General features: G+C 70.6%; 28 protein-coding genes and 1 riboswitch. Of the genes, 11 read left to right on the top strand and 17 right to left on the bottom strand.

Features of this window, described 5'->3' with window-relative positions:
• Positions 1-10: 10 nt before the first annotated feature.
• The 7 genes from ACI769_RS17265 (at position 11) to ACI769_RS17235 (ending at position 5331) form a co-directional block, all read left to right on the top strand.
• Complete coding sequence (locus ACI769_RS17265; protein WP_211934264.1) at positions 11-247, top strand: hypothetical protein; 237 nt, start codon at positions 11-13, stop codon at positions 245-247.
• Positions 244-663: an ATP-binding protein gene (locus ACI769_RS17260; RefSeq protein ID WP_211934263.1), complete on the top strand. Its 420-nt coding sequence runs from the start codon at positions 244-246 to the stop codon at positions 661-663. The genes ACI769_RS17265 and ACI769_RS17260 overlap by 4 nt, the downstream gene beginning before the upstream one ends.
• Complete coding sequence (locus ACI769_RS17255) at positions 660-1202, top strand: DUF2795 domain-containing protein (RefSeq protein ID WP_211934262.1); 543 nt, start codon at positions 660-662, stop codon at positions 1200-1202. Before ACI769_RS17260 ends, ACI769_RS17255 begins: the two co-directional genes overlap by 4 nt.
• A gap of 131 nt (positions 1203-1333) precedes the next feature.
• The gene (locus tag ACI769_RS17250) at positions 1334-3358 is read left to right on the top strand and encodes a HelD family protein (RefSeq protein ID WP_409142028.1); all 2025 of its coding nucleotides are present in this window, start codon (positions 1334-1336) and stop codon (positions 3356-3358) included.
• The gene (locus tag ACI769_RS17245; protein WP_211934260.1) at positions 3355-3735 is read left to right on the top strand and encodes a MerR family transcriptional regulator; all 381 of its coding nucleotides are present in this window, start codon (positions 3355-3357) and stop codon (positions 3733-3735) included. The genes ACI769_RS17250 and ACI769_RS17245 overlap by 4 nt, the downstream gene beginning before the upstream one ends.
• 151 nt (positions 3736-3886) lie before the next feature.
• Positions 3887-4804 (top strand): hypothetical protein, encoded by a 918-nt coding sequence (locus ACI769_RS17240; protein WP_244985822.1) that lies wholly within the window; start codon positions 3887-3889, stop codon positions 4802-4804.
• Positions 4805-4812: 8 nt separating this feature from the next.
• On the top strand, positions 4813-5331 hold the full coding sequence (locus ACI769_RS17235) for a hypothetical protein (RefSeq protein WP_244985821.1): 519 nt from the start codon (positions 4813-4815) through the stop codon (positions 5329-5331).
• Positions 5332-5589: 258 nt separating this feature from the next.
• Here the strand turns inward: ACI769_RS17235 and ACI769_RS17230 are convergent, their stop codons facing one another.
• The 6 genes from ACI769_RS17230 to ACI769_RS17205 all read right to left on the bottom strand — a co-directional run bounded on the left by ACI769_RS17230 (position 5590) and on the right by ACI769_RS17205 (position 11675).
• Positions 5590-6036 carry a hypothetical protein gene (locus ACI769_RS17230; protein WP_211934259.1) on the bottom strand — a complete coding sequence of 149 codons (447 nt, stop codon included), beginning with the start codon at positions 6034-6036 and terminating at the stop codon, positions 5590-5592.
• Complete coding sequence (locus tag ACI769_RS17225; protein WP_211934309.1) at positions 6033-8282, bottom strand: heavy metal translocating P-type ATPase; 2250 nt, start codon at positions 8280-8282, stop codon at positions 6033-6035. The genes ACI769_RS17230 and ACI769_RS17225 overlap by 4 nt, the downstream gene beginning before the upstream one ends.
• 117 nt (positions 8283-8399) lie before the next feature.
• Complete coding sequence (locus tag ACI769_RS17220; protein WP_338031574.1) at positions 8400-8996, bottom strand: C40 family peptidase; 597 nt, start codon at positions 8994-8996, stop codon at positions 8400-8402.
• Positions 8997-9190: 194 nt separating this feature from the next.
• A riboswitch (cyclic di-AMP (ydaO/yuaA leader) is annotated at positions 9191-9349 on the bottom strand.
• A gap of 155 nt (positions 9350-9504) precedes the next feature.
• On the bottom strand, positions 9505-10392 hold the full coding sequence (locus ACI769_RS17215) for a F510_1955 family glycosylhydrolase (RefSeq protein ID WP_211934257.1): 888 nt from the start codon (positions 10390-10392) through the stop codon (positions 9505-9507).
• 115 nt (positions 10393-10507) lie between these two features.
• Positions 10508-11137 carry a DUF305 domain-containing protein gene (locus tag ACI769_RS17210; RefSeq protein WP_409142027.1) on the bottom strand — a complete coding sequence of 210 codons (630 nt, stop codon included), beginning with the start codon at positions 11135-11137 and terminating at the stop codon, positions 10508-10510.
• Between the two features lie 94 nt (positions 11138-11231).
• Positions 11232-11675, bottom strand: coding sequence for a DUF6153 family protein (locus tag ACI769_RS17205; protein WP_211934255.1), 444 nt, complete (start codon positions 11673-11675; stop codon positions 11232-11234).
• Between the two features lie 377 nt (positions 11676-12052).
• Between ACI769_RS17205 and ACI769_RS17200 the strand changes: the two genes are divergently transcribed.
• The gene (locus tag ACI769_RS17200; protein WP_409142026.1) at positions 12053-12673 is read left to right on the top strand and encodes a DUF305 domain-containing protein; all 621 of its coding nucleotides are present in this window, start codon (positions 12053-12055) and stop codon (positions 12671-12673) included.
• A gap of 46 nt (positions 12674-12719) precedes the next feature.
• A protein-coding gene (locus ACI769_RS17195; RefSeq protein ID WP_244985820.1) for an IS5 family transposase occupies positions 12720-13659 on the top strand; the annotation gives its coding sequence in 2 pieces (ribosomal slippage) (positions 12720-13088 and positions 13090-13659; 939 coding nt in all).
• A gap of 500 nt (positions 13660-14159) precedes the next feature.
• On the opposite strand, the gene ACI769_RS17190 is transcribed toward ACI769_RS17195, so the two are convergent.
• The 5 genes from ACI769_RS17190 to ACI769_RS17170 form a co-directional block, all read right to left on the bottom strand.
• Positions 14160-14243: a four-helix bundle copper-binding protein gene (locus ACI769_RS17190; protein WP_409142040.1), complete on the bottom strand. Its 84-nt coding sequence runs from the start codon at positions 14241-14243 to the stop codon at positions 14160-14162.
• A gap of 231 nt (positions 14244-14474) precedes the next feature.
• Complete coding sequence (locus tag ACI769_RS17185) at positions 14475-14930, bottom strand: hypothetical protein (protein WP_211934253.1); 456 nt, start codon at positions 14928-14930, stop codon at positions 14475-14477.
• A gap of 11 nt (positions 14931-14941) precedes the next feature.
• The gene (locus tag ACI769_RS17180) at positions 14942-15193 is read right to left on the bottom strand and encodes a helix-turn-helix domain-containing protein (RefSeq protein WP_211934252.1); all 252 of its coding nucleotides are present in this window, start codon (positions 15191-15193) and stop codon (positions 14942-14944) included.
• A 10-nt stretch (positions 15194-15203) separates the two neighbouring features.
• Positions 15204-16262: a hypothetical protein gene (locus ACI769_RS17175; RefSeq protein WP_211934251.1), complete on the bottom strand. Its 1059-nt coding sequence runs from the start codon at positions 16260-16262 to the stop codon at positions 15204-15206.
• Positions 16263-16375: 113 nt separating this feature from the next.
• A complete protein-coding gene (locus ACI769_RS17170) occupies positions 16376-16957 on the bottom strand; it encodes a recombinase family protein (RefSeq protein WP_211934250.1) in 582 nt (193 codons plus the stop codon).
• 531 nt (positions 16958-17488) lie between these two features.
• Here ACI769_RS17170 and ACI769_RS17165 point away from each other — a divergent pair.
• Complete coding sequence (locus tag ACI769_RS17165) at positions 17489-18838, top strand: NAD(P)/FAD-dependent oxidoreductase (RefSeq protein WP_061269040.1); 1350 nt, start codon at positions 17489-17491, stop codon at positions 18836-18838.
• Positions 18839-19067: 229 nt separating this feature from the next.
• Here the strand turns inward: ACI769_RS17165 and merB are convergent, their stop codons facing one another.
• Together merB and merA are read right to left on the bottom strand one after the other, a co-directional pair.
• Positions 19068-19742, bottom strand: a complete 675-nt coding sequence (merB, locus tag ACI769_RS17160; protein ID WP_061269039.1) for an organomercurial lyase MerB — start codon at positions 19740-19742, stop codon at positions 19068-19070.
• Positions 19743-19788: 46 nt separating this feature from the next.
• Complete coding sequence (merA, locus tag ACI769_RS17155) at positions 19789-21222, bottom strand: mercury(II) reductase (RefSeq protein ID WP_061269038.1); 1434 nt, start codon at positions 21220-21222, stop codon at positions 19789-19791.
• A gap of 101 nt (positions 21223-21323) precedes the next feature.
• On the opposite strand from merA, the gene ACI769_RS17150 reads away from it, so the two are divergent.
• Positions 21324-21713: a heavy metal-responsive transcriptional regulator gene (locus ACI769_RS17150; protein ID WP_061269037.1), complete on the top strand. Its 390-nt coding sequence runs from the start codon at positions 21324-21326 to the stop codon at positions 21711-21713.
• Between the two features lie 130 nt (positions 21714-21843).
• Here the strand turns inward: ACI769_RS17150 and ACI769_RS17145 are convergent, their stop codons facing one another.
• The 4 genes from ACI769_RS17145 to ACI769_RS17130 all read right to left on the bottom strand — a co-directional run bounded on the left by ACI769_RS17145 (position 21844) and on the right by ACI769_RS17130 (position 26437).
• Complete coding sequence (locus ACI769_RS17145) at positions 21844-22458, bottom strand: recombinase family protein (RefSeq protein ID WP_061269054.1); 615 nt, start codon at positions 22456-22458, stop codon at positions 21844-21846.
• 78 nt (positions 22459-22536) lie between these two features.
• Positions 22537-23835: a TniQ family protein gene (locus ACI769_RS17140; protein WP_061269036.1), complete on the bottom strand. Its 1299-nt coding sequence runs from the start codon at positions 23833-23835 to the stop codon at positions 22537-22539.
• Positions 23832-24743 carry a TniB family NTP-binding protein gene (locus ACI769_RS17135; RefSeq protein ID WP_244985830.1) on the bottom strand — a complete coding sequence of 304 codons (912 nt, stop codon included), beginning with the start codon at positions 24741-24743 and terminating at the stop codon, positions 23832-23834. The genes ACI769_RS17140 and ACI769_RS17135 overlap by 4 nt, the downstream gene beginning before the upstream one ends.
• Positions 24740-26437 (bottom strand): Mu transposase C-terminal domain-containing protein, encoded by a 1698-nt coding sequence (locus tag ACI769_RS17130; protein ID WP_211934249.1) that lies wholly within the window; start codon positions 26435-26437, stop codon positions 24740-24742. The genes ACI769_RS17135 and ACI769_RS17130 overlap by 4 nt, the downstream gene beginning before the upstream one ends.
• Positions 26438-26439: the final 2 nt, after the last annotated feature.

Raw genomic sequence — 26439 nt, 5'->3', positions numbered from 1 at the left:
AGGAGGCTAGATGCCGCTCTTCCGTGTTGAGACCGTCCACCAGACCGTCGAGGTCAGCGCGATGCGCGCCGTCGACGACGGCCGCGACATCATCTTCGAGACCCCGCAGACACCCGGGGTGTGGCGGTCGCAGTACCGCGTGCCCGCACGCGAGGTCGTCAAGATCACCCGCCGCGTCAACGAGGTCTCCGGTGCCATCGCCTGGATCACCGAGCGCCCACTCGTGCTCGGCGGCACCGGCGCATGATCCTCGTCCGCCGCCCCGCCCATACCGAGCGCCTGAATCTCGGATCCTCCCTGAGCGAGCTCGCCAGAGCCCGCACCTGGCTACGAACCGTGCTCAACGACCACGACGTGCCCGAGCCACATCAGGCGCGACTCATCTTGACCGGGTCCGAGCTTGTCGCGAACGCCCTCGAGCACGCTGCCCCGCCAGCATGGATCAGGGTCACGATCGAAGACCGTGTGGTCACGCTCGCCGTCTGCGACCACTCCCCCCACGTGACGTTGCCCACCAGACGCGACCCCGACAACCCCCGCGGGCGAGGCCTGCACCTGGTCCAGCGCCTCGCGACGGACTGGGGAGTACGCGCCCACGAACGGACCAAGACCGTGTGGTGCAGCTTCGACCTCACCGCACCCGCCCCGCAGGAGACCCGTTGACGACCCGCCTGCAGCTCGCTGACGCCGTCGGCGACCTGTTCCAGTACGGACCCGCCACCCACGACGAGCTCGTCGCCTATGCCCGCGACGGCGGCGCGAGCGAGCACGTGATCGCCTCCCTGCAGCGGCTGCCCGATCGCAGCTTCAAGGACCTGCGCGAGCTGTGGCTGCACCTGCCGGACCTGCCCACGGCGTCTGACGTGGCCAGGGAGTTCAGCTGCCCCGCGTGCGGCGAGCACGAGGCGCTGCACGGATCCCCGGGCCCGGACGGGATCGAGCTGACCTGCAGCACGTGCGGGCACACCTGGCCGCGCGACGAGACCCCCCGGTGCGCCACCTGCGGGTCGGCCGACGTGCGCCACACCTACCGCTCCGTCCTGGCCCTCGGCCGTGCCTCGGTCACCTCCCAAGTCGGGCGCCAACCCACCCTCGTGTGCGAGCACTGCGACGCCCCGGCCATAGCCCGATGGACGGATCACGGCCACCCGCTCCCCCCGCACCACGTCCCGGCCGCGACGAGCCCCGACCACAGCCGCTGAGACCACCCGCCCTCCCCCCACACACCCACCATCAGGCTCACTGCGGAAGGAAGGTTGTGCCCCACAGCGACGACCCCAGGCTCCGGTCAGAGGCCCGCCACCACGACCGCGCCCGCGCCGCGATCGACGCCATGCGCAGCGCGACCCTCGACGCCGTCGACACCTTCCAGGCCGACTACCTCGAGGGCAAGAAGAACCGCTACGCCGACGACGCCGGGCCCGACCACAGCCTCGCGTTCTCCATCGCGCAGTACCGCGACACCCGCCTGGAGGACCTCGCGCACCGTGACGTGCCGCTGTTCTTCGCCCGCCTGTGGCTCGACTCCGGCGAGGACTACCACCTGGGCCGGCGCCACGTCCGCGACGAGGACGACCCCTCGACCGCCCTGGTCATCGACTGGCGTGCACCCATCGCCGAGCGCTTCTACCGTGCCTCGGCGCACCACCGCCTCGAGGTCCTGCGCCGGCGCAGGTTCGGGTTCCAGGGAACCACCCTGACCAGCCTCGAGGACGAAGACCTGCGCCGCGGCCAAGAGGTGCACTCCGATCTGCTCGCCGCCGAGATCGAACGACCTCGCACCGGTCCGATGCGCGACATCGTCGCGACCATCCAGCCCGAGCAGGACGAGCTGATCCGCCGCGGCCCCGACGCCTCCCTATGCATCCAAGGCGCCCCTGGAACCGGCAAGACCGCCGTCGGCCTACACCGTGCCGCCTGGCTCCTGTACACCTACCCGCGTCACTTCCGCGCCCACCCGATGCTCGTCGTCGGACCCAACGACGGCTTCCTGCGCTACATCTCCGCCGTCCTACCCGCCCTCGGGGAGGCCTCCGTGCGTCAGACCACCGTCGACGACCTGACCGGCGCGGGCTCGGCCCCCGGCAGCGACTCGCTCCAGACCGCGCTGATCAAGCACGACGCCCGCATGGCTACCGTGTGCCAGCGCGCCGTCTGGAGCCACGTCGGGCAGCTGCACGACCCGGTCGTCATCACCCACGCCGGCACACGCTGGACCTTCGAACCAGACGACGTCTCGCGCGCGATCGACCGCACGCGGGCGACGTCGCGCACCTGGAACAGCGCGCGCAAGACTCTCGAGCACACCCTCCTCCACCAGGTCCTGCGCCAGCATGAGCAGCGGTATCACCGCACCCCGGACAGCCGCTTCACCGCCGAGATCCGGCGTCACCCCAGCTTCAAGCAGACTCTCGACCAGGTCTGGCCACGCCTCACCGCGAAGCAGGTGCTGCGCAAGCTCTACACGGACGACGACTTCCGTGCCCGCGCCTGCGCCGACCTGCTGACCGACGACGAGGCCGAGCTCTTGCGCCGCTCTGGGGGTGTCTTCCGGTTCAGCCCGGCCGACGCGCTCGTGCTCGAGGAGCTCCAGGCCCATCTCGTCCCGCGCGACACCGACCAGACCTACGGGCACGTCGTCGTCGACGAGGCCCAGGACCTGTCCCCCATGCAGTGTCGCGCCTTCGCCCGGCGCTGCCGGACCGGGGCGCTCACGGTGCTCGGCGACCTCGCCCAGGGCACCACCGCCTGGGCTGCCCGCGACTGGCCGACGCAGATGCACCACCTGGATCGCCCCGACGCCGAGCGCACCGAGCTCACGACCGGATTCCGCGTCCCGGCAACGGTGCTCGAGCTCGCCAACCGGATCCTGCCGCACCTCGGCGTTCCGGTCTCACCCACCCGCTCCGTCCGCACCGACGGCACCACGGACGTCGTCCATACCGACGACCTCGTCCGAGAGGTTCACGCGACCGTCCTCGCGGCGCTCGATGAGGAAGGGCTCGTGGGGGTCATCGCGACCGCTGCCGACCTCGCGCTCCTGCGCCCCGTGCTCCCGTCGCACGACCGGGTCGAGCTCGTCCAGGCCGACCTCGCCAAGGGCCTCGAGTACGACCACGTCGTCGTCATCGAACCGGCCGCCGTGGTAGCGGCTCCGGCCACGGGCGGGCACTCCCGGCCCGGGGTCGGGCTGCGCCACCTCTATGTCGCGCTCACCCGAGCAGTCAGCCGTCTCACCATCCTCCACGAGCGACCGCTGCCGCCCGAGATCCTCGAACCCCAGCCCAACGAGCAGCCGTTCTCCCGCGTACAGGACCTGGCGACGACTCACCCCGTCCACGAGACACTGTCCGTATGACCGACCCAGGCGAACCGGCCACCTTGCACATCGGCGCCGTCGCGGCGCGCACCGGCCTGTCCCTACGCACCCTTCGCCACTACGACGAGGTCGGCCTCGTCCCACCCTCTGCCCGCAGCGACGGAGGCTTCCGCCTCTACACCGAGAAGGACGTCCAGCGACTGCTCGTCGTACGACGCATGAAGCCACTCGGATTCACCCTCGAAGAGATGGCCGACCTGCTCGAGATCTCCGACCGCCTCGCCAGCGGAGACAACGACGCACAACTGCCCCGACGGCTCACCACCTACCTCGACGTCGCCGAGCAACGCCGTGCAGATCTCGCCGCCAAGCTGGCGATGGCCGACGAGTTCATCACCATGCTCAAGTCCCGCTGACCCGTCATCTCCGGAAGCTCAGCGAGCGCGTCTAGCGAGTCACGAAGAGGCCATCCAGCACCCGTACGCAGCGCGCGACCGCCACCCGTACGAGATGTCGCGCGGCGAAAGTCGGACGGTTTAACGCGATGGTTCGCGGACCGTCGCGCCTATGCTCGAAGGCATGGCGCCCAGGGACGAGTTCACAGCTGAGGACTTCGAGAACCCGGACGCGCCCGAAGGCGAGCGACGCCTTCGCGCCGATCACCCCCTGGTTCGCGACCTGTCCTACGACCGCGACCGGATGCGACAACTCCTCGATCTGTGGAAGCAGTCGTTCGTCAACGTCGCGCGTGAGCGAGAGCCTGGCGACGTCGACCCTGACGACGAGTCCACCTGGCCGCGCTATCGGCTCGAGCTGTACATGAAGGAGCGCTCCCGCGGACCGGGGTACGTCAGTGACTTCCTCTACACGAGCGTCGAGCTACCGGTGCTCGTCTATGGGGTCTTCATCAACCGCGGTCGCGGGCTCGAGATCGCTGAGCTCGAGCTCTTTCGCTCCCGCTGGGGCTACACCGACGACGAGGACGACGAGACCGTGCAGGGCGACGAAGTCAGCGAGGAGGAGCAGCACAGCGAACGGCCCCTCGTCACCAGCGACCTGCTGCGGAGGATCCCGCTCGGCCTGATCCTGGCCGAAGCGCAGAAGGCCTTGGCCGAGGACGACTGGCGTGAAGAAGGGATCCAGGTCCTCATGGGCAGCTGGCGCACCCCGGATGAGCTCACCGCTCAGGAGGTGCGAGTGCTCGAATCCGCGAACAAGGCCGCCGCCGAGACACGGCGAGGTCGACCCGAGCTGTCCGATGAGCTGCTCGACGAGGTGGCACGGGCCTACCTCAGGGAAGCCGCCGCTGGCACCGGTCTCACCAGGCGTCTCGCCCAGCACTTCGATCGTCCAGAAGCCACGGTTCGAGACTGGGTCGCCGCCGCCCGTCGACGCGGCTTTCTCTCGGCGGCAGTACCCGGGCGCCGCGGTGCCGCCCCTGGCCCCCGCCTGAGAACGACTACTGCGCGGAGGGCCGAGCGCTGACGGGCCACGTGTTCGTCGACGAGTCGAAGAGCCGCGACTACCTCCTCATCGCCAGCGTCGTCGCACCACACGACCTCGTGGCCGCGCGCAAGACCATCCGAACACTCGTCCTACCGGGGCAACGCCGGCTTCACATGAAGAGCGAGGGAGACGGGCGCCGCCGAGTCATCCTCACCGAGCTCGAACGCCACGGATTCAGAGCGACCATCTACCAGGCGGGGACGGGCTTCAAGACCGACCTCGACCGCCGACGTCACTGCCTGGACCGCCTGGTCGCCGACATCGCCCGAGACGGTCACATGATGCTCTGTCTCGAGTCCGACGAGACCCTCGACGCCCGAGATCGGCGAGAACTCGCGACGCTCACACGGGCCCATGGCTGCGCCGAAACCCTGCGCTACCAGCACCAGCGCGCTGCCCAGGAACCGCTTCTCGCAGTGCCCGACGCCGTCGGTTGGGCATACGCCCGGGGCGGGGACTGGCGCCGGCGCGCCCAGCCGCTCATCGAGGAAGTCATCGACCTGTAGAAAGCGCGAAGCCCGAGCGCCACAACCGTCCGGAAGGGTCTCGGGCTCACTTCCCGCCGCTACTGCAGCGAGCTACCACCAGACTAGGTCACTGCCTCCCGTCCAGGCAACGAGAGCACCACATCAACACTCGACGGGCGCACGGTGGACTCCTGCCGGCGCCCTCGACGAGGGCGCGGGCACACGCTCGCGCCGCCGCCAGGTCGATCTCGTCCCACACCGGTTCCCCCAGCAACCTTCCACGTGTTGCCCGCCGTGCTACGCCCCGATGCTGGCGTCCGCGCGGGTGAGCGCTTCCTCGGCGGACAGCGGCTGCTGCGGATGGATGACGTGAGTGCTCAGTCGGGCAGGGAGGGGCGCCACGCCGGGCCCGCCTGCTCGAAGCCAGCTGTGCAGCTCGGTGGTGAGCCCGTCGCCCGCGAGGCGTTCGAACCAGATCGGCGGTTGCGCGGCGCGCACGGCAGGCACGGGTCGGGCGACGAGGACGTCGCCGCGTTCGCAGGCGTCGAGGCAGTCCACGACGGTCAGGCGTGCGTCGCCGCTGGCCGCGATGGCGCACACGCGTTCGAGCTGACCACCGGGGTGGGTGTCTGCCTGACCGAGGGTCTCGCCGGCGCACAGGCGACAGGCCGTGAGACCGGGGACGACGCGCCGCGCGCCGCGCGCCGGCTTCTGCGCGCGGGCGCTAGGAGACTGATCGCTCATGCGTTCGCGTCCTGCCGTTCGGTCGCGGTGCCCGTGCTGGCCTCTCCGAGGATGGCCCGGGTGCTGGTCTCGGGGCGTAGGTCCAGGCGCCGCAGGAGCTGGGCGTTGAGAGCGACGACGACGGTCGAGGCGGACATGAGCAGGGCGCCGACGGACATCGGCATGACGAAGCCGACGGGAGCGAGCACGCCGGCGGCGAGCGGGACGGAGATGAGGTTGTAGCCGGCGGCCCACCACAGGTTCTGCTTCATCTTGCGGTAGCTGGCGCGCGACAGCTCGATCACCGACAGCACCGAGCGAGGATCGTCACTGGCCAGGATCACCCCGGCTGAAGCGATCGCGACGTCGGTCCCGGCGCCGATCGCGATGCCGACGTCCGACTGCGCGAGCGCGGGTGCGTCGTTCACCCCGTCCCCGACCATGGCGACCTTGCGGCCTTCGTCCTGCAGCTGCTGGACCTTGGCGGACTTGTCCTCGGGCCGCACGCCGGCGAAGTACCGCTCGATGCCGAGCTCGTGCGCGACGGAGGCGGCCACGGCCTCGGCATCGCCGGTGATCATCACGACCTGCACGCCCCGCTGGTGCAGCGCGGTCACCGCCTCGCGGGACTCTGGCCGGATCTCGTCGGCCAGGCGCAGCGCCCCGGCGACCTGCCCGTCGAGGAGGACGTGCAGGATGATGGAGCCCGACTCGCGCCACTGATCGGCGACCGCGAGCTCGTGAGCGGACCGTTCGTGCAGGAGGTTGGGCCCGCCGACCTCGATGCTGCGACCCGAGACGGTCGCACGTACGCCCACGGCCGGGGAGGACTGGAAGTCCTGCGCGGGTGCGACGGGCAGGCCCTTGTGGTGCGCGGCGCGCACGATGGCCCGGGCGAGCGGGTGCTCGGAGTCGGACTCCGCGGCCGCGGCCAGTGCAAGGACCTCGTCGGCGTCGTGGCCGTCGGTGGTCTCGACCGCGGTCACGGTGGGCTCGCCCTTGGTCAGTGTGCCGGTCTTGTCGAACAGCACGGTGTCGACGGTGCGCATGCTCTCCAGCGCGAGCCGGTCCTTGATGAGCACGCCGCCGCGTGCCGCGCGCTCGGTCGCGATGGACACCACCAGCGGGATCGCGAGGCCCAGGGCGTGCGGGCACGCGATGACCAGGACGGTCACGGTGCGGATCACCGCAGCATCGGGGAGCCCGAGGAGGGTCCAGGTCGCCGCGGTGAGGACCGCGGCGACCAGGGCGAACCAGAACAGCCATCCGGCCGCGGTGTCGGCAAGGCGCTGGGCGCGGGAGCTGGAGCTCTGCGCCTCGGTGACCAGGCGCTGGATGCCGGCCAACGCGGTGTCCTGCCCGACCGCGCTCACCCGGACACGCAGACCCGAGTCGGTTGCGACCGTGCCGGCCACGACGGGCTCACCGGTGCTGCGTCGCACAGTGCGCGACTCGCCGGTGATCATCGACTCGTCCATGCTCGCGGTGCCGTCGACGATCTCGCCGTCGGCCGGCACCCGGCCACCGGGGCGGATCACGACGACGTCCCCCACGCGCAGGTCGCCGGGCGCCACGGTGACGACCTGGTCGCCCTCGACCCGCTCGGCCTCGTCGGGCAGCAACGCGGCCAGGGAGTCCAGGGCCGAGGTGGTCTGCGCCAAAGAGCGCATCTCGATCCAGTGGCCGAGCAGCATGATCACGATCAACAGCGCCAGCTCCCACCAGAACTCGAGCTGGTGGTCGAGCAGGCCCAGGCTCGCGCCCCACGACGCGACGAACGCGACGGTGATCGCCAGACCGACGAGCAGCATCATCCCGGGCTTGCGCGCCCGGATCTCCGAGACGGCACCCGTGAGGAACGGGCGCCCGCCCCACACGTACATCACCGTGCCGAGCACCGGTGAGATGAGGCCCAGACCCGGCACGTCGGGCAACTCGTACCCGAGCACCATCGCGAACATGCTCGAGGTGGCCACGACCGGGACTGCGAGAACGAGCATGATCCAGAACAGCCGGCGGAACTGCCCGACATGATCACCATGACCCCCGTGCCCACTGCCATGCCCGCCGTGGTGCTGGTCGTGGTTGTGTGGCGCCGATGCGGGGGGCCCTGTGCGCTCCCGATGGGTGTCCCCTGCACCGTGATCAGCATGGTGGGGCGACCCATGCGTCGCCGCGCTGTCGCGCGCGGCGACGAGACGCGGGTCGCCGTGATGCTGGTGGGCCGCGCTCGGCCCGTGCTCGTCGTGGTGCCCCTGGGACGTCATGGCCGACCCTCTTTCCCTTTCGTGCCGGTGGACCGGGATCAGATCCACCACCATATACCCCCTAGGGGTATATGGGTAGGTGAAGGGCCCCACCAGGCTGGTGGGGCCCTTCGCGTGTCATCCGACGCGGATGTAGGTCGGGTTGGACTGCCAGATCGGCCCGTACCGGACGGTCTTGCCGGGCGAGGGAGCCTCGACCTGCATGTTGTCCCCGGCGTAGATGCCGATGTGGCCCGGGCTCCAGACCAGGTCACCGGGTTGTGCCTGCTCACGGGAGATCACGGTGCCCGCGTACCGCTGCTCGGAGGAGGTGCGGGGCAGGTTGATGCCGACCTGGGCGTAGACGTAGGACGTGAAGCCGGAGCAGTCGAACCCGGCCGGGGTGGTTCCGCCCCACTGGTAGGGCACGCCGAGGTAGCGCATCGCGACGCTGACCACGCTCGAGCCGGCTGCGGACGGCGGGGCGGCGACGGGTGTCTGCCCCTGCGCGGTGCTGGTCTCTGCCTGGGTGGGCGTGCGGTCCTGGCTGCGTGTCGCGCGCTCCTGACGCACCGGCTCCGGCTCGGGCTCGGGCTCGGGTTCCGGTGCGGGGGTGACCGTCACCGGCGCCTGCTCGATCGCGAACGACGCGTCGGCCGAGACGGTGATCGCCGGTGCGGCGCTGAGCGCCTGGCGGGCCGGCTCGGTCAGTGCGCTCAGGTCGGCGCCGGACACCTTGGGGTGGTCGGTGCTCGGTGCTGCGCTTGCTGGTACGGCGAATGCCGAGACCAGCAGGCCAGAGCCGGCGGCGAGCAAGGCGCCCCTGCGGGCGGCGCTGGCCGTTGCCTCCTGGGCGGCACGCGCGATCGGGGTCAGGGGCGTGATGGGCCGGCGAGACGCGCGGTGACGTCCCGGGTTTCTTGCGGTCATGGTGTTCTCCTTCGCGCCTGCGGGGTGAGCTGTCGGGTTCGGATCGGAGAGTGACCCGGCCGCGCCGGTGGCTGTGGTGCGGCTTCACCCCGAGGGCACCGTGGTGCCCGGTTGAGTGGTTCCCCCGTCCCTGTCACGGGTGTTGGTGGTGTGCTCCAAGAGGTGACAGGGCTCGGCGCCCCCTTGGATCCCTCACGGGTCGTTCCGCGAGGAGTTTGAATGCCCCTGGGGCCCGGCCGTGCGGGCACGGTCGGGGCGGGGCGGCTGGTGTGGTCTTGTGCGTCGGGCGCGTGGTGTTCGGGCGGGCCGGGCGTCACCCGGACTCCTGGCCGAGCACCGGATCCCAGCTGGCACCCAGATCACGGCTGGTGAACAGGCCGGTGTCCGTGGCGACGAGAATCCACGGCTGGTTGCCGGGGCTGTCGTCGGGCACGTACGTCATGGCCTGGACACCGCTGGGCGTGGTGCCGTGCTCGGTCCAGTCCTGCGAGCCGGGTGAGCCGGTCCAGACGACGCCCTGGGGGTCGATCCCGACCAGCGTCCCGCCCAGCCCGGCATCAACGAGCGCCAGGACCGGCGCATCCCGATCCACGGTGAAGGTCCGCCCACCGTCACGGCTGAGCTGCAGTCCCGCCGGTGTGGTGGCCACGATGGTGTCCGGGGCGGCGCCCATGACGTGCACGTCGCGGGCCTCCACGGTTGCGCCAGGCGTCCAGCTTCGCCCGGAGTCGTCGCTGATCAGCAGTCGTGAGGTAGCCGAGTCCAGACCGACGACGCGCACGGCGCCGCCACCGGTCGTCGCGGTGCTCAACGCGTGGAAGTCGACTTCGCCGGTGAGGGAGACCTGCTCCCAGGTCGCGGCACCGTCGGTGCTGCGGATCAGCCCGAGGTTGGGCGTCTTGAGGTCCGACTGCTCCCCGGGTGCGGGGTGGCCAGAGGCGTAGACGGTGCCGTCGACGGCGACCGTCATGCCCATCGTGTCCTGGCGGCCCTCGCCGGCCCGCTCGAGCTGTCCGGGCTCGTCGTGGAACGGGTCGGTGATGGTCCAGACCCCGGTATGGGTCGCGATCAAGATGGTGTGATCGGCCTGGGTGACCTGAACGTCGTGCACGTGTCCAAAGTCCGGCAGGTCCTGGGTCGCCAGCGTCGTGACGGTAGGCGTCGGCGGTGGCGTGGAGGTGCAGGCAGCCAACAGCAGCACGGTTCCCGCTGCTACCCACCCGCTCCCCCACCTCATCAGGGCAGGGTTCATCAAGGCAGTCCTTCGGCAAGGGCCCGCGGGCGTGCGCAGCCACGCGCACCCCCGCGGGGAGGGATCACATCGAGGCGAGCAGGTCTTCCATGGTGGAGATCTCGTCCTGCTGGGTCTCGACGATCTGCTGCGCCATCGCGACAGCGTCCTCGTGCTTGCCCTCGTCCACCTCGGTCTGCGCCATCTCGATGGCACCCTGGTGGTGAACGATCATCTGCTCGAGGAACAGCCGCCCTGCCTCGGCACCCTGCGCGTCCTGCAGGGCCTGCATGTCCTCTTCGCTCATCATCCCGTCCATGGACCCGTGGCCCATGGACTCGTGATCCATCGAGTCGGACTCGGGCATCGGCGAGCCCCACTCCTCAAGCCAGGTATTCAGCTGCTCGATCTCGGGCCCCTGTGCGTCCTTGATCTGGTTCGCCAGGCCCGTGATCTGGGCGTCCACGCCGTCCTTGGCCAAGATGACGTCGGACATCTCGATCGCCTGCTCGTGGTGGGGAACCATCATCTGGGCGAACATCATGTCCTGCTGATTGAACACGTCGCCCTCACCCGAGCGCTCACGCTCCTGGGCCTCCGCCATGGGAGTCATCGACGCCATCCCGTTCCCGGGGTCGTCGTCGTTCGAGCACGCCGCGAGACTCACGACGGTCACCAGCGCGATCGCTGGCGCAAGCACACGCTTCAGTTTCATGGGAATGGACCTCTCAACTCGGTACTCAGCAACCACACGCGCCCCTGGAAGGGGGCGAAACGGTCGACGCGGAAGCGTCGACGGCGTGCGGTTCCTACGTCCGAGAGATCCCGAGAAGATGCAGCGACGGCGCGGAGCCGTAGTGAGGACGCGCCCGGCCCGGCTCGAGGAGGCGTGACCACACGGGGGCCAGGCGCGCCAGGAGGCCGGTGCCGGGCCGGGCAAAGGCGAGCAGCACGACCAAGACCATCAGACACATGGCCGATGCCATCTCGTGCCCGCCGCAGTCGACGCAGCCGCCCTGCTCGTGGTTCTCGCTCGTCCCCTGAGCCGCCAAGTCGTGGGAGTGGATGGGGGCCGCCGCGTCGTGATCCGCGCTGGACATGATCGCTGCCGCCGGCCCGAAGTGGGCGTTGGGCGACCCACTCATCGCATGCATCGTCACGACACCCAGCAGCAGCGCGGCGATCAGCAGGGCACCCGAAAATCCTCGCCGGCGCCCAGCGAGCAGCGAACGGAAAGCGGCCATCAGATGCATGTCCGCGTAAGCCTAACCACCGCTCCGGAGAAGTTCCACGACCGGGCTCCTCCGCCCCTGATCCCAGCACGGTGAGCACCGCCCGGCATGCTTCATCGCGCACCCGTCGTGCTTGCACGCACACCATGCTGGACTCGTGCCTCCATCTTCACGCATGGCCCCGCACACGCCGTCACGCACCGCCCCCCAACCACCGAGCCTACGAAATAGCGTCGGCCAGCGTTGCCTGGCTGCGAGTACCAGAAGCGGCTCGTAGCGTCGAGGGTCCCTGCTGCCCAGGACGGGTTGCTACATGAACCGTAGGACCGACCACGCGCTTCAGACGGAGCCCGGCACGACCGGAACCTGCGTCGTGACGTACAAGGAGGTGCCCTTCGATGGATGCTCGGCACGATGCCAACGCTCAGAACGATCAGCAGCACTCGCAGGAGCCAAAGCAGGACGACCAACACGCACGCCAGATGCGCGGCATGTACCTGCGGTTCGCGGCGATGATCCTCACCGCAATGGTGGTCATGTACTGGGTGATGTTCGTCGGCTCCTGGGAGTGGGGCCACGTCCGCTTCAGCCAAAGCCGGGTCTTCATGGCCGTCACCATGGGCGGCACCATGGGGCTGATCATGCTCGGCTGGATGCTCAACATGTACAAGAACACCAAGGCCAACATCGCGATCGTCGCGGCGAGCCTCGTCCTGCTGGTGGGCGGCGCGGCACTGGACCGCAGCCAGATCACCGTCGGCGACACCGCGTTCATGCGGGCGATGATCCCGCACCACTCCTTGGCCATCACCCGCTCGGAACGCGCACAGATCTCGGATGTCCGGGTGTGCGAGCTCGCGGTGGAGATCAGCGAGGCTCAGAAGCGCGAGATCGCCGAGATGGACTGGCTCATCACTGACATCGAGGAGAACGGCCTCGCCACCACCTCCGAACAAGCTGACACACGTCCCGTCCCGGACTTCACCGGCACCGCTCTGCGAAGCTGTCAGACGCCCTAGGGCGTGTCTCCCATATCCGTGAGCAGAGGCGGGGCATGCTCAGCGAGTGACGTCGTCCTGGTTTCAGTCGCTGACGGATGCGCAGTGGGAGCAGATTGAGCCGCTGCTGCCGTCGAGCTTGGGCCGGCGTGGGCATCCCTTCTGGGACAACCGGAAGGTGGTCGAGGGGATCATCTACCGGTATCGGACCGGAATCCCGTGGCGAGACCTGCCTCGGGAGCACTTCGGGTCTTGGAAGACGGTCTGGAAGCGACACCGCCGGTACGCCGACGATGGCACGTGGGACATGGTTCTGGCTGCGCTTCTGGCGGCTGCGGACGCCGAAGGGAAGATCGACTGGACCGTGAGCGTGGACGCCACGATCAACCGCGCCCACCAGCACGCGACGAACACGACGCGCCCTGATCAGGACACAGGGGGCAGGAGCGAATCACACGGGCCCGCCTATCGGGTTCGTCTACAGCTCGCTCGGCGGCAAGCGTGAACCTGCAGGTCACGGCATAGGACGCTCGCGCGGCGGGCTGACTTCCAAGATCCATCATGCCGTCGACGGGCGCGGGCGCCCGCTGGCGGTGGTCATCACTGGCGGACAGCGCAACGACGGCGCCATGCTGGTCGAGGTGCTCGCCGACATCCGGGTCCCGCGGCTCGGGCCGGGCCGTCCGCGCACCACTCCTGACGCCGTCCTGGCAGACCGGGCGTATGCGACCGGTCCGATCCGAAAGCACTTGCGCGCCCGTGGGATCAAGGCCGTCGTCCCCGAGAAGAAGGACTCCGCCGCGGCCCGCCTGCACAAGGGCTCAGCCGGCGGGCGGCCACCCGCCCTCGACGCCGAGCTGTACAAGCAACGCAACATCGTCGAACGCTCCTTCGCGCATACCAAGCAATGGCGCGGACTCGCCACCCGGTACGACAAGCTCGCCATCACCTACCGCGCTGCTGTCGTTCTATCGGCCTGCCTCATCTGGACTCGCGCCCTGCGCTGACCGCACCCACTGCCGTCGACACAGGGGAGCGTCCGAAATCCGCCGACCGTGCTCGAGCTCGTACGCACACTCACCGCACACCCCGTCGCAGTCGTTGCCCGACCCCGCATGCTCGTCCCAACGATGCCCACACTCGGGACAATCGCCCGGGAGCGTCGCCAACCGTCGTGCTCGGCGCTCTGCGAACCACCGCTTCAGACCCATGGCGGCAAGCCTAGAGACCGCGAGCGACGCCGCGAACGCATTGGGAGACACGCCCTAGCCCCGCGTGGATGAAAGCACGATCGGATGAACGTCCAGGAGAAGCACCCTTGCTGGCGTCACCCAGACCGCTACCCCGACTCGCTCGTGAAGCGAGTCCGCGACACAGACAGGCGGGGCGTCGGCTTCACATGACCGTGCAGTGCGCCGCCAGGCCTCGCCCGCCAAGGTGTCGCCCGACGGACTTCCGTACTCTTGCCTTCGTACCTGCCAGCGTGCCGGACCGCTCTCTACGGGGCTCATCCCGGCGCGGCCAGCAGCGTCCGGCACGCCTCTTCGCATGACCGGCACGCCCGCGCACACACCGCGCAGTGCTCGTGCATCTGCGCGTGTTGCTCACACTCAGCCCCGCACGCCGCGCACGCCGTCGCACACGCCTGCACCAGCGCGCGCACCAGCTCCGGGTCAGGCTCCACCGCCCGAGCCAGCGCGACCGCGACCGCGACCGCGACCGACGGTGACAGCGGCAAGGAGACGCCCACACCCTCACGATCACCCGGCCCGCGACCTCACGCCTCGCCGGCACCCTCCCGCGCGCCCGCGCGTTCAGGCCGTCAACCGGCAGGCGCCTCCGGCGTGCTGTCGGCGGGCTCGGGTGGGCGTCCGTGCCGGCAGGTGAAGCAGCGCCGCCGCCCGGGCTCCGAGGGGTACGAGAACGTGTTCTCGGGCGAGTACTCGTGCCCCTGGGGGCAGTGCGTCTTGGCGAGCTGGTTCGCGCCTGGCCTGCCGGCCTCGAACGTGCCCGCCCGGCGCCACCGCTCCCGGTGCGACGTGCACCACCCGCGCTCGCCGATCCCCGGCCGCTCGCACTCCTCGACCACGCACGTGCGCGGCTGCTCACGGGCGGCGCGCCGTGCCGCGACCGCGGCGAAGTGTGCGCGCACCTCGGCCACCTGCTGATCGTTGAGGAGCCGCCGAGCGCCCTCGGCCGGGCCGTACGTCGAACGCAACACCTTGTTCACCGCCGCGCGCGTCACCCCGAACTCCGCCGCGAGCTGCGACGAGGTCATCCCGCTCGCCGTCACCGGGCCCCCTCGGACACGCGCTGCGCACCCCGTCCGCGCCGCGGCGTGCCCGTGCGGTCGAGGCTGGCGCGCACGGCCGTCTGCGTGCGCCCGGTCAGCTCCCCGATCTCGCGCAGCGACCGCCCCGCGACGTACTGCTCGGCCACGAACCGGTCGAACCTGTCGCGCTGGAATCGGTTGTAGCCGTTCTTGAGGTCACCGCGGAACTGCGGCAACACCTCGAGCACGGGACGCGACGGGTACACCACGGCGAGGACCCTACTTCGGGAACGCCTCGCCCGGGGGCCACGGTTCGGGAAGCTGGAAGAGCTCACGGTGGCCGACGGCGGCGTGCGTTCGCTCGAGGTGACCGTCGCGCAACGCGACGACGTCCCAGGCATCTAGCGCCACCACCTCGCGGCTCGCTTGTGGGTTGGCCCAGAAGGTCGGTCTCTGCTGGGGGATCCCGCAGTGGTGGAGGTTGTTCACGATCAAGACCCCGGACACGTGCTGGTGCGCCCACTGACCGTTGCCAGCATGGAAGTACCCACCGGGTCCCCTGGTGACCTCGACGAACTCGCGGCCCTCGCGATCAAGCACCCATTGCTCGGGGCCGTATAGCGCGTTCTTGACGCCGAAGTCGTCGCGCGAGAAGAACGAGGTCCCGATCGCGACGACGAGGCCGTGTTCCGGTAATCCGTACGCGTTGCCCTTGTCGGACAGTGCGTCCTTGAGCACGCCGGCGTCGTCGACCCACTCCGCATGACTTCCCCCGTAGACCGCGAGGGGACGCAGCCCGGTTCCGCTCCCCCGCGCGGCAGGACTCTTGGGCAGGGCGCGGAACCTGATCTGCCAACCTTCCCGCTCCCAGTGGTAGGACGGCAGCTCCTCGTGGGAGGTCTCGCTGTCCGGGTCGAGGCCTGCGAGCCAGCCCTCGAGCTGTGCCCGTAGACCCTTGGTGGCGAGAGGTCGGCCGCCCTCTGCTTCGACATCGATCCAGAGCCAGAAGTTCGGGCTGTCGACCCTGTTGAGCGCGTCGTGGACGTCACCAACCCGCCCGGCACTCGCTCGCTTGTTCGTGGCCGTGCTCGGCGACCGCGCCTCGAGGTAGAACGTCGAGCTCGTGGAGAGGGCGAGGAAGTCTGGCCGTCGACGGACGCCCGGCACCTCGGGATGAAACTCCACGTCGAAGCCCGACTGGACCAGCGACTCGTGCAGGTAGAGCTCGAGGAACGCCGCCCGGAAGGTGTGGTCCTCTGCGCGCCGGAGGCGGCCCATCAGATCGCGCCGCTCCGGTGGCGGCACGCGGCCTAGCCAGTCGTCGAGGAGGTCGCGCACCGCCTGCCAGTAGTCCCCGGCGACGCGCTCGAGGAACTGAGCTGAGGACTCCCGGTGCGAGGCCGGCGAGGCATCGTGACGCGGCCCAGGGCCGAAGACGGAACCGGAATCGCTCATGAGGCACCCCCAGCCGTGATCGTGGCGAGGTGGCGGTACAGGGTGTCTCGGGAGACACCGAGTGCGCGCGCGACGGCCGCGCGTGACTGGCCGCCGGCCAGCGCTACGCGCGCGGCCGCGACACGGTCCGGCGTCATGACGCTCGGGCGGCCGCCGACCCTGCCCCGGGCGCGCGCGGCCGCGAGGCCGTCGAGGGTGCGTTCGCGGGCGAGGTCGGCTTCCATCTGCGCGACGGCGGCGAGTACGTGCACCATGAGCCGCCCGGTCGCGCTCGAGGTGTCGATCGTCTCCGACAGCGACCGGAGCGTGACGCCGCGGTCGTCGAGGTCGCGCACGAGGCGTGCGACGTGCGCGGCCGAGCGGCCGAGCCTGTCGAGCTTCGTCACGACGAGCGTGTCTCCCTCGCGTAGCCCGGCGAGCAGTCGGGCGAGCTCGGGCCGGTCCTCACGGCGCCCGGAGGCCTTTTCCACGACGACGTCGCGCTCGTCGACGCCGCCGGTGCCGGTGAGGGCGTCGACCTGGGCGTCGAGGTTCTGCGCCGTGGTGGAGACCCGGGCATACCCGTAGACGTGTGCCATGGCCGCGACGGTAGCGAAAACCCCCGGACCGCGTTCTGCGACACCGGGGGTTTCCGGACACTAGTTCTGCGACATGTTGTCTCGGCGTGTCGAGGCGGTCGCTGTCAATGTTCGGAGTCGCCTGCACGGATGTCCGAAGTTGACTTCAGGATCGGCTGGCCCGGCCCCACTAGCGGCGATACTGGGGTCCAGGGCAGGTCATTGGGGCACCTGGCGGGCTCTGGCTTCTCTTCTCTCGGGACCGACCTCGCCATCCTCCGTCTTGAGTGCCTTGCGCACGCCCACCACGTGATGGCCAGCGGAGAAGTCCGCCAGAGGGCCCACTTCCCCCGCTCGGGTGTCGACGACGGCTGCGCCTATGCCGGCCGGGTGCCGCCGGCCGAAGCCATCGGTGCACGTGTAGGCCTGATGGGCCTGATGGCCTAGCGCGTCTTACGCTCACCGTTTCAGACGGCTGGTGCGAGGGTGGGCCGTTGTGCAGCCGGCCGTTGAGTCGGTGCACGTCGCCACCCCTGAAGAGGAGGTCAACGGATGGATGATCGATTTGATGCCATTGTCATCGGGATGGGCCCGGGGGGTGAGGTGGTTGCCAGCAAGCTGCTGGAGGCGGGCAAGCGGGTCGCCGTCGTTGAACGTGAGCTCATCGGTGGGGAGTGCGCGTACTGGGCATGCATCCCCTCCAAGACGGTGTTGCGCCCTCCGGAGGCCAAGGGCGGAGTCGACCGGGCCGCGGGGGTGGACGGTGCCGGGCTGGACTGGCCGGCCACGCGCGACTACCGCGACTACATGATCCGCCACCTCGATGACAGCAAGCAGGTCAGCGGCTACGAGAAGTCCGGCGCCACCGTAATCAAGGGCGCCGCCCGGATCACCGCTCCGGGCTCGGTGGATGTCGAAGGGCAGCGGCTGACGGCCGAGCACATCGTCGTCGCCACCGGGTCCGATCCCGTCGTCCCGCCCATCGAGGGGCTGGACCAGGCGCCGGTGTGGACGAACCGCGAGGCCACCACGCTGACCGAGATTCCCGACCGCGTGGTGATCGTCGGCGGCAGCGCCGTCGGCGTGGAGCTGAGCCTGTTCCTGCACCGGTACGGCGCCGAGGTCACCATCCTCGAACAGACTGAGCGGCTGTTGCCTCGGGAGGACCCGCGCGTCGGAGAACTCACCGAGCGGTACGTCAGGGATGAGGGCATCGACGTGCGCACCGGTGCCACCGCCGCCCGGGTCCGGCGCGAAGGCCAGGACACGGTGGTGGAAGTCGACGGGGGCGGCGAGGTGCGTTGCGATGTCATCGTCGTGGGCGCCGGGCGGCGCCCACGCACCGCCGACCTCGGGCTGGACACGGTCGGGGTGCAGGTCGGCGAGAGAGGCGAGCTCGTCGTCGACGATAAGTGCCACGCGGGCGCCGGCGTCTGGGGACTGGGAGACGTCACCGGCGTCATGCTGTTCACGCACGTCGCGAAGTACCAGGCCCGTGTGGTGGCTGACAACATCCTGGGCAGGTCGCGCACGGCCCGGTACGACGGCATCCCCCGGGTGGTGTTCGCCGACCCGGAGATCGCCGCGGTGGGGATGACCAGCCGGCAGGCCCGGGACCGGGGCCTGCCGGTGGCGTCCACGGAGGTCGACCTCGCTGACGCGATCGCTAGGCCGTGGACCTACGAACGCGACCCGCGCGGGCACCTGGGTGTGCTCGCCGACCGCGACCGCCGGGTGCTCGTCGGCGCCTGGGCGCTCGGCCCCCAGGCCAGTGAGTGGATCCACACCGCCGCGCTGGCCGTCCGTGAGCAGATACCGGTGGACCGGCTCCTGGACCAGGTCGCCCAGTTCCCCACCTACAACGAGGGCTACCTCCAGGCCCTCCAGCGCCTCGAGCTGTAGCCGATGGTCACGAGCAGGGCGTTGTGCCGGCGCTGGCGATCCGCACCGCGCCTTCCCTGGCCCGCGGCCCGCGCGCAACCGGTCCAACTTCCGGCGCGGTGCGGCCGGCCCGGCGCAGCAGTGCCGAGGAGGGATTTCCGGGTCCCGTTCTTCCGTCGAAGAGAGCGCAGGTCCCTCTCCTCGCTGGGGGCCGGGGCCGGCCCCGGCCCCGGCCCCGGGTGGCAGCAGCTCAGCAGCACCGGGAGTTTTGGCCGGTGGTGTCGCGGGGGATGTCGTGGCCGACCGGGGTGTGCTCGTCGAGCATGTTCGTGGTCATGGCGAGGGCGAGCCGGTAGGCGTCCTTGACGGCAGTTACCTCGGCGTCGGGGTGCCTCTCGAGCCAGGGCCGGGCGTCCTCGGCGGAGGCGAAGTAGTGGACCTGGTTGCAGAACGCCGAACGCACCGAGGACATGTCGGCGGGGTGGTTGACCAGGGAGACCACCGCGGTGGGCGGCTCCACCTTGGTGACTCCGTCCGGCCCGGCGTGCACCCGCACCGGGGTCCGCGTCGTCGGGGAGAGCGATTCGATCGTCACCGCTTTGTCGAGGAGCGCAGGGAAGATCAGGGTGTCCAGCGCGCACCAGGTGTACAGCTGCCGGCCGTCGACAGCGAAGTGGTGGCGGGTCGGCCGCAGGGTCAGTCCGAGACCCACGATGCGCCCGTCCTCGTCGTACTCGGTGTCGGGAACAGCGGCCAGCGCCTGGCGGACCTCCTCGGCCGGCCGGCCGGTGGCAGCCGCCAGGTCGGCGACTTCGACCGGGGCGCCGGAGGCGAGGAGGCGGAGCAGCGGCAGCCAGAGCCAGGTCTCCAGGCCGGAGTCCTGTGTGGCCAGTCGCTCGGTGAGGGTTTTGGTTTCATCGTTCACGGGGAAATCCCTTCCTATTGGTGCCGCGGGTCTGCGGCGGTTGTGGTCAGGCGGCGCAGCAGGAGAGCTTGGAGACGTCGGTGGTGAAGGACTGGCAGGCGAGCTTGATGCCCTCGGCCATGGTCAGGTAGGGCGCCCACATGTGGGCGACCTGGTCGACGGTCATGCCGGCTTCGAGGAGGTACACGCCGGCGGCGGCCAGCTCGCCGGCGTCCTTGGCGACCGCGGTCAGGCCAAGGATCTGCCCGGTGTGCGCGTGGGCGACGACCTTGACGAAGCCACGGGTGTCCCGGTTGACCAGGGCGCGGGGGACGTACTCCAGCGGCAGCACGCGGCAGTCGCACGGAATCCCGGCGGCCACGACCTCCCGCTCGGTCATCCCCACCGCACCGACGGCGGGGCTGGTGAACACCACCCGGGGCAGGTGGCGGTAGTCGACCTCCCGGCCGGCGCCGGCGAAGGCGGTCTCGACCACGAGGGTGCCGTGGGAGGCGGCGACGTAGACGAACTCCCGGTGCCCGGTGACGTCCCCGGCCGCCCAGATTCGGGGGTTGGTGCTGGCCAGGTGGCCGTTGACGATGACCTCGCCCAGCTCGCCGGTGCTCACGCCCACGGCGTCCAGGTTCAGTCCGTCGGTGACGGGGCGACGGCCCGTCGCGACCAGCACCTTGGCGGCGCGGAACTCCTCGACCCCGCCCGAGACCGTGGCGGTCGCGACCACCTCGCCGGTGGCGTCGTCGGTGCGCAGGGCCGAGACGGTCGCCCGGCGCACGACCCGGATGCCCTCGTCGGCGAACACCCCGAGCAGCGCCTTGGAGACCTCGGGCTCCTCCCCGGAGGCCAGGCGGGAGCGGACCAGCATGGTGACCTGCGAGCCGAGCCGCGCGAAGAGCTGGGCCTGTTCCAGTGCGACGTAGCCGCCGCCGAGGACCAGGAGCGTGTCGGGCACCTCATCGAGCTCCATCGCCGTCGTCGAGGTCAGGTAGTCGATGGTCTCGAGCCCGGCGATGGGCGGCGCCCACGGCGTGGAGCCGGTGGCCACGAGGTAGTGCGCGGCGCGCACCGTCTCGACCGTGCCGTCCGGACCGGTCACCTCGAGCAGCGGCTCGTCCGCCGTGGCGGCGAAGGTGGCGTCGCCTTGGCGCAGCTCCCAGCCGTACTCGGCGGCCAGGTCGACGTACTTCTCCGCCCGCATGGTCTCCACCAGCGCCCGCTTGCCGCCGACCAGCCCGGACATGTCCGCACGGGCGGCGGACGTGGCGATGCCGGGGAACCGGCCCGAGTCCAGCGCCACGTGGTGGGCCTCGGCCGCGGCGATCAGCGCCTTGGAGGGGATGCAGCCGGTGTTCACGCACGTCCCCCCGATCGTCGACCGCTCCACCATGAGGACCCGCTTGCCCAGGTTGGTCGCCGCGATCGCGGCCGCGAAGGCGCCGCCACCCGAACCGATGACCGCGAGGTCGACCTCGGTGTGTCCCATCTGATCCCTCCCGCTCGTTGCCGCCGAGGTGGCGACAGGACCAGACTGGACCTTCCAGTGCAGGGGAAGGTCAAGTCCGGCGGCACACGAAGGAGAGATGGATGCGGATCGGTGAGGTCGCGGCGGCGGCCGGGACGACGACGAAGACGCTGCGCTTCTACGAGGACCAGGGGCTGCTCCCCACGCCAGAGCGCACCGCGGGCGGGTACCGCGACTACGGCCAGGACGTGATGGGCCGGCTGGACTTCATCCGCCGCGGCCGCACCGCGGGGCTCAGCCTCGCCCAGCTGCGCCAGATCCTGGCCATCCGCGACGCCGGCGAGGCCCCGTGCGCACACGTCGCCGGCCTGCTCAGCACCCGCGTGGTCGACCTCGACCGGCAGATCGCCGATCTGCAGGCACTGCGCCAGACCGTCGCGGAGCTGCGGGACACAGCCACCACCGCCGACCCCGCCACCTGCGCCCCAGACCAGGTCTGCCGCTACCTCTAAGTGGCAGAAACTATCAGAACTTGACTTCGTGTAGGACTGGCATCGATCGCCGCGCGCCCGGGCGAGTCGACCAGGGATGACAACGAAGGGCACAGCTGGTGTCCGCCTACCAGCCGCTGGGCCGGCCGGTTCAGTTGCCGGGGAGGACCTTTCGCCCGTCGGGACGTAGCTCCCCGGTGGGAGACACGTGCCGGTACAGGGTCTGGCGCGTGATACCGAGCTCCTTGCACAGGTCGGTGACGTTGGTGTCGGGTTGTCCCATGGAGGCCATGGCGAGGCGGAGCTTGGCGGGGGTCATCTTGTAGGGGCGTCCGCCTTTGCGGCCGCGGGCGCGGGCGGCGGCCAGGCCGGCGATGGTGCGTTCGGAGATGAGCTCACGCTCGAACTCGGCCAGGGCGGCGAAGATGCCGAAGACGAGCTTGCCGGAGGCGGTGGTGGTGTCGATGGCGGCGCCCTGGCCGGTGAGGACCTTCAGGCCGATGCCGCGCTGGGTGAGGTCGTGGACGATGTTCACCAGGTGGCGCAGGTCGCGGCCGAGGCGGTCGAGCTTCCAGACCACCAGGGTGTCGCCGGCGCGAAGGGCCTTCAGGCAGGCGGCGAGGTGGGGGCGGTCGTCCTTCTTGCCGGAGGCCTTGTCCTCGTACAGGGCGTCGGGCTCGACGCCGGCGGCGAGGAGGGCGTCGCGTTGCAGGTCGGTGGTCTGGGACCCGTCGGCCTTCGAGACACGCATGTATCCGACGAGCATCGCCGTCACCTCCATCACTTATTCGACCGATTACGTGACAGTCCGCATCCGGAGGATTCTCCGGAGGAGATGTGTCACTTAACCGGTCACGTATTCTACGTCGTGCAAAGGTGCCGTCGCTTCGGATGTGACGAGCGCGCACTCTTGGACGGGTGGAGCGTCACGGGCGTGCACATCGTCCCGGGTTCGTGGGAGGTGGCGTTCGGGGACGCCGAGGGCGACCAGGTCCTCGCGGGTGCGCCGGAATGTGGTCTCGCTGCGGGTCAGGGCGGTGAGAGTGGCCAGCAGCTGGCGGGCGGCGGCGGGGTCGCGCTGGGCGCGGGCGATGGCTCGGTTCATCTCGTCCTTGATCTCCTGCCAGTGGTCACGGCGGCGCTGGGGCGGTGTGCTGCCGTCGGGAACGGGCCGGTAGGGCTCGGGGGTCAGGAGATGGCCGAGGGTGCCGTGGGCGGTCACGTCGCCGGCCTCGACCAGTTGCAGGGTGGTGGCGGCGGCCTCGAGGAGCATTCGCTGCTGCGGCCACGGCAGCGCCTCGTAGGGGCGCCAGGGGCCCGCCATGCCGGCCCGCGGCGGATGACCGGTCACGTGCCAGAGGTGCTGCATGGTGTGCCGGGAACGGACGCGCAGCATCGAGACGGGGGTGGAGAGCTCGTCGATCAGGGTGCGTAGGAGACGGAACCACATCCCGACGTGCACTCGGCGGCGGGGCAGGGTGACGAGGCCGGTGTGCAGACCTTCGTGGGTGAGCGCGTCCATGGCGACGACCGGGACCGGTGCGGCGGTGGCATTCGTGTCCTGCTTCGCCCAGGCGACGAAGCCGCCGAGGGCGCCGAAGGCGGGTTCGAGGCGGCAGCCGTGCTGCGAGCAGCTGAGCGTGAGCGGCAACTGGGAGACCAGGGTGAAGCCGGGGGTGCCGGCCGTGGTGGTGCTCAGGCAGGTCGGGCAGGCCCGGCGAATCGGTTCGCGTCTGAGGTCCGAGGGCAGCCAGGCGCGCCAGCCGGGCACCTGCCGGCGGGGGCGTTCCTTGGCGGTGAGGAGCACCGAGTCCTGGTGGAGGTAGGTGTCGAGCGCCGCCCCGGCCTCCGGTTCGACGTCCAGGGTGTCGAGGAGCCAGGGCGCCCAGCCGGCGATCGTCATCTGGCGCAGCTCGCCCAGGGGCACTCCGGTGCGCCGGTGGAGGGCGGTGAGCACTCCGGGTGGCGGGTCCAGGTCCAGGGCACCGCCGTCGTAGATTATCGGGTCGGCGCCCGGCGGGAGAAGGTCGTGCCGGATCAGTTCCTCGACGCTGAGCCCGTAGATCTCGGCCAGTCGGTTGAGCCAGGAGGACAGCGCCTCTCCGTCGCCCGGTGGCGGGTGCAGCGGCCATCGACGGGTCATGCGAGCTCGCGTTCGAACATCCGGCGTCGTTCCGTGGGGCCGGCGTAGGGCGCCATGAGGAGGGCGCGTTGGTTGATGGCCTCCTCGCCGGACTCGATCGCGGCCACGGCGGCGTCGACGAGCAGGTGGGTGAGCTCGCCGATGGTGCCCTCGCTGCGGGTCAGCAGGTAGCGGGTCATCTCCTCGGTGGCGATGGTCGAGCGGCGGCGCAGCGGGAAGGCGGCGGCGAAGCTGGCCAGCAGCGACCGTGTCTCCTGGTCGGGTTCCCACCGGGGCAGGGTGAAGGGTTCGAAGCGGTTCTCGAGCTGGTCGTCGGAGCGGATGGCCAGGTATGCCTCGCGGGTGCCGACCCCAACCAGCGGGATGCCCAGCTCGTTGCCGAGGAAGCGGATGAGGTTGAGGAACTCCCGGCGGGTGTCGGACCGCCCGGCGAGGACGTTGTGCAGCTCATCGATGACCAGCACGCGTACTCCCGCGGCTCGCAGCAGCGCCAACGCCATCGGCTCCATGTCGGCCAGGCGCTGACGCGGGCGTAGCGGTGCCCCGAGCGTGGCGAGCAGCGCGACGTAGAACCGGATCACCGACGGTTCGGAGGGCATCTGCACGACCAGGACCGGGATCTCCTCCCGGTCCGCGTGTGAGGTGGGCGGGTGGAGGCGGCGGAACTTCTCGATGATCATGGACTTGCCGTTGTTCGTCGGGCCGACCAGCAACAGGTTGGGCATCCGTTGCCGGCCGGGCCACGCGTACAACGTCTCCAAGCGGTCCAGGGCCGCGGTGGCACGGGAGTAGCCGATCCACCGGTCCGCGCGCACGTGCCGGACCCGTTCCTCGGCCGGGAGCCGGGCCAGCGCCCGGGCGCTGTCGTGCAGGTGGTCCAGGTCGGCCGGGGCCAGGTCGTTGTTCACCACTGCTCGATCACCTCGAACGGAACCGCGTCGGCGTCCATCCGGTCCTCTGCTTGTCGGCCCGCCGGGACGTCCTCGGGCGGGCACGCAGGCATGGTCGGCGGTGCGGCGGCCGCCGGCGGGTTGCGGTGGCGTCGTTCGGCGTCACGGCGGGCCCTGCGCGTGGTGGCCCGGGCGGTCTCGGTGATCGTGCGCATCTGCTCGACCATCCGGAACAACGCGTCCTCGTCGACCTGTGCCCGTCCCTCGGCGTGCAGCCGCTCGAGCGCGGCACGATGCTCCCACGCGCTCACCGCCGGGCGTGACAGGGTCCGGTAGGGCACCGGCAGGTAGGCCCCGCCCTCGGGGTCGAGCACCCAGATGCGGCTGATGTCGCGCGGGTCGCGGCGGATCACGAACCGGTCCAGCCGGTCGCGGCGGGCGATCCACGGCTTGAGCGCGTCGCTGAAGTAGTGCACGTGGTCGATGACGAACCCGGTGCGGGTCAGGGACCGGCGGATCACCGGCAGGAAGTCCACCAGGAACGCCGTCTCGTCGGTGACCGTCATCGGTGCCGCCCCGGTAGTGGCGGCGGCCCAGCGGGCCTGCGGGGTCTGCCGCGTCGTGCCGTGGACCTGCCCGTGGTAGCTCGCCACCGCCAGCGCCAGCCATCGCTGCAGCTCCGCGAGCGTCAGGACCGCCTTGGCGTCGGAGTCGTAGCTGCCGCGCTGGGCCGGGTTGGAGAACGTCGTGCCCGGCAGCTCGTGGACCATCTCCATCAGCGTGCCCACGACCCGCTCGACGATGCCGCCGTAGTGCGGACGCCCCGGCGGGCGGTAGCGCAACTTGATGCCGTGCTCCTCGCACCCGCGCCGGAGTGCCTCGCTTTTGAACTCCGCGGCGTTGTCCAGGTACAGCTCGCCGGGCTTGCCGGCCATCGGCCAGGCGGCCTCGGTCCCGAGGCGCTCGAGCCAGGCCTGCTTGTCGGTGACCATGTGCGCCAGACAGAGCCCCGCCGACAGCGCCGAGGGCGCCTCCAACGTGATCACCAGCCCGACGATGCACCGGGAGAAGACGTCGATCCCGACCGTCACGTACGGCCGCCCGATCGGCAGGCGGTGCCGCTCGTCGACCACGACCAAATCCACGACGGTGTGGTCGATCTGCACCTGCTCCAGCACCCCGCTCACCGGCGGCACCTGCCCGCCGGCCGACGCCAGGGACCGGGCCCCGTCCGGGCCCTCCCGCGCCGTCGCGGCAGCCTGCGGGTCCAGCCCGGCGATCCGCCGTTCGACGGCGCCGCGCGAGGGTGCCGGCAACCCGCGCCGCCGACAGGCCCGGACGATCTCGCGGTGGACCGCCGCGGTGGTCCTGTGCTGCCTGGTCAGGTACTCCCGGGGCAGCACCTCCGCGAGGATCGCCTCCACGTCGGCCGGCAGTCGCCGCCCGCCGCGGCCGCCGGACGAACGGCCTGGGACCAGGGCCGAAACCACGCGACCGCCCTCGCGCCACCGGCGCAGCAGCACGTACACCTGACGCCGCGAGACACCCAGGAGCTCGGCCGCGCTGTCCACCGCCTCGCCACCGGCCCGGCCCGCCTCGGCGAGCGGGGCGATCACCTCCGCCCGGCGCACCGCCACCGCCCACACCTCATCCGGGACGGTCAGCAGATCTCGCTCGGCAACGCGATCCTCATCGACCGCCTCGTCGTGCACAG

Source organism: Cellulosimicrobium sp. RS, assembly GCF_046159675.1.
Taxonomy (GTDB): Bacteria; Actinomycetota; Actinomycetes; order Actinomycetales; family Cellulomonadaceae; genus Cellulosimicrobium; species Cellulosimicrobium funkei.
This window is presented reverse-complemented; position numbering and strand designations above follow the sequence as displayed.

What these genes read in the sequence shown, in the direction of transcription:
- ACI769_RS17265 (WP_211934264.1), top strand. Translation starts at nt 11, where the DNA reads ATGCCGCTCTTCCGTGTTGAGACCGTCCACCAGACCGTCGAGGTCAGC.
- ACI769_RS17260 (WP_211934263.1), top strand. Translation starts at nt 244, where the DNA reads ATGATCCTCGTCCGCCGCCCCGCCCATACCGAGCGCCTGAATCTCGGA.
- ACI769_RS17250 (WP_409142028.1), top strand. Translation starts at nt 1,334, where the DNA reads ATGCGCAGCGCGACCCTCGACGCCGTCGACACCTTCCAGGCCGACTAC.
- ACI769_RS17245 (WP_211934260.1), top strand. Translation starts at nt 3,355, where the DNA reads ATGACCGACCCAGGCGAACCGGCCACCTTGCACATCGGCGCCGTCGCG.
- ACI769_RS17240 (WP_244985822.1), top strand. Translation starts at nt 3,887, where the DNA reads ATGCTCGAAGGCATGGCGCCCAGGGACGAGTTCACAGCTGAGGACTTC.
- ACI769_RS17230 (WP_211934259.1), bottom strand. Translation starts at nt 6,036, where the DNA reads ATGAGCGATCAGTCTCCTAGCGCCCGCGCGCAGAAGCCGGCGCGCGGC.
- ACI769_RS17225 (WP_211934309.1), bottom strand. Translation starts at nt 8,282, where the DNA reads ATGACGTCCCAGGGGCACCACGACGAGCACGGGCCGAGCGCGGCCCAC.
- ACI769_RS17210 (WP_409142027.1), bottom strand. Translation starts at nt 11,137, where the DNA reads ATGAAACTGAAGCGTGTGCTTGCGCCAGCGATCGCGCTGGTGACCGTC.
- ACI769_RS17205 (WP_211934255.1), bottom strand. Translation starts at nt 11,675, where the DNA reads ATGCATCTGATGGCCGCTTTCCGTTCGCTGCTCGCTGGGCGCCGGCGA.
- ACI769_RS17200 (WP_409142026.1), top strand. Translation starts at nt 12,053, where the DNA reads ATGGATGCTCGGCACGATGCCAACGCTCAGAACGATCAGCAGCACTCG.
- ACI769_RS17190 (WP_409142040.1), bottom strand. Translation starts at nt 14,243, where the DNA reads ATGCACGAGCACTGCGCGGTGTGTGCGCGGGCGTGCCGGTCATGCGAA.
- ACI769_RS17185 (WP_211934253.1), bottom strand. Translation starts at nt 14,930, where the DNA reads ATGACCTCGTCGCAGCTCGCGGCGGAGTTCGGGGTGACGCGCGCGGCG.
- ACI769_RS17170 (WP_211934250.1), bottom strand. Translation starts at nt 16,957, where the DNA reads ATGGCACACGTCTACGGGTATGCCCGGGTCTCCACCACGGCGCAGAAC.
- ACI769_RS17165 (WP_061269040.1), top strand. Translation starts at nt 17,489, where the DNA reads ATGGATGATCGATTTGATGCCATTGTCATCGGGATGGGCCCGGGGGGT.
- merA (WP_061269038.1), bottom strand. Translation starts at nt 21,222, where the DNA reads ATGGGACACACCGAGGTCGACCTCGCGGTCATCGGTTCGGGTGGCGGC.
- ACI769_RS17150 (WP_061269037.1), top strand. Translation starts at nt 21,324, where the DNA reads ATGCGGATCGGTGAGGTCGCGGCGGCGGCCGGGACGACGACGAAGACG.
- ACI769_RS17145 (WP_061269054.1), bottom strand. Translation starts at nt 22,458, where the DNA reads ATGCTCGTCGGATACATGCGTGTCTCGAAGGCCGACGGGTCCCAGACC.
- ACI769_RS17140 (WP_061269036.1), bottom strand. Translation starts at nt 23,835, where the DNA reads ATGACCCGTCGATGGCCGCTGCACCCGCCACCGGGCGACGGAGAGGCG.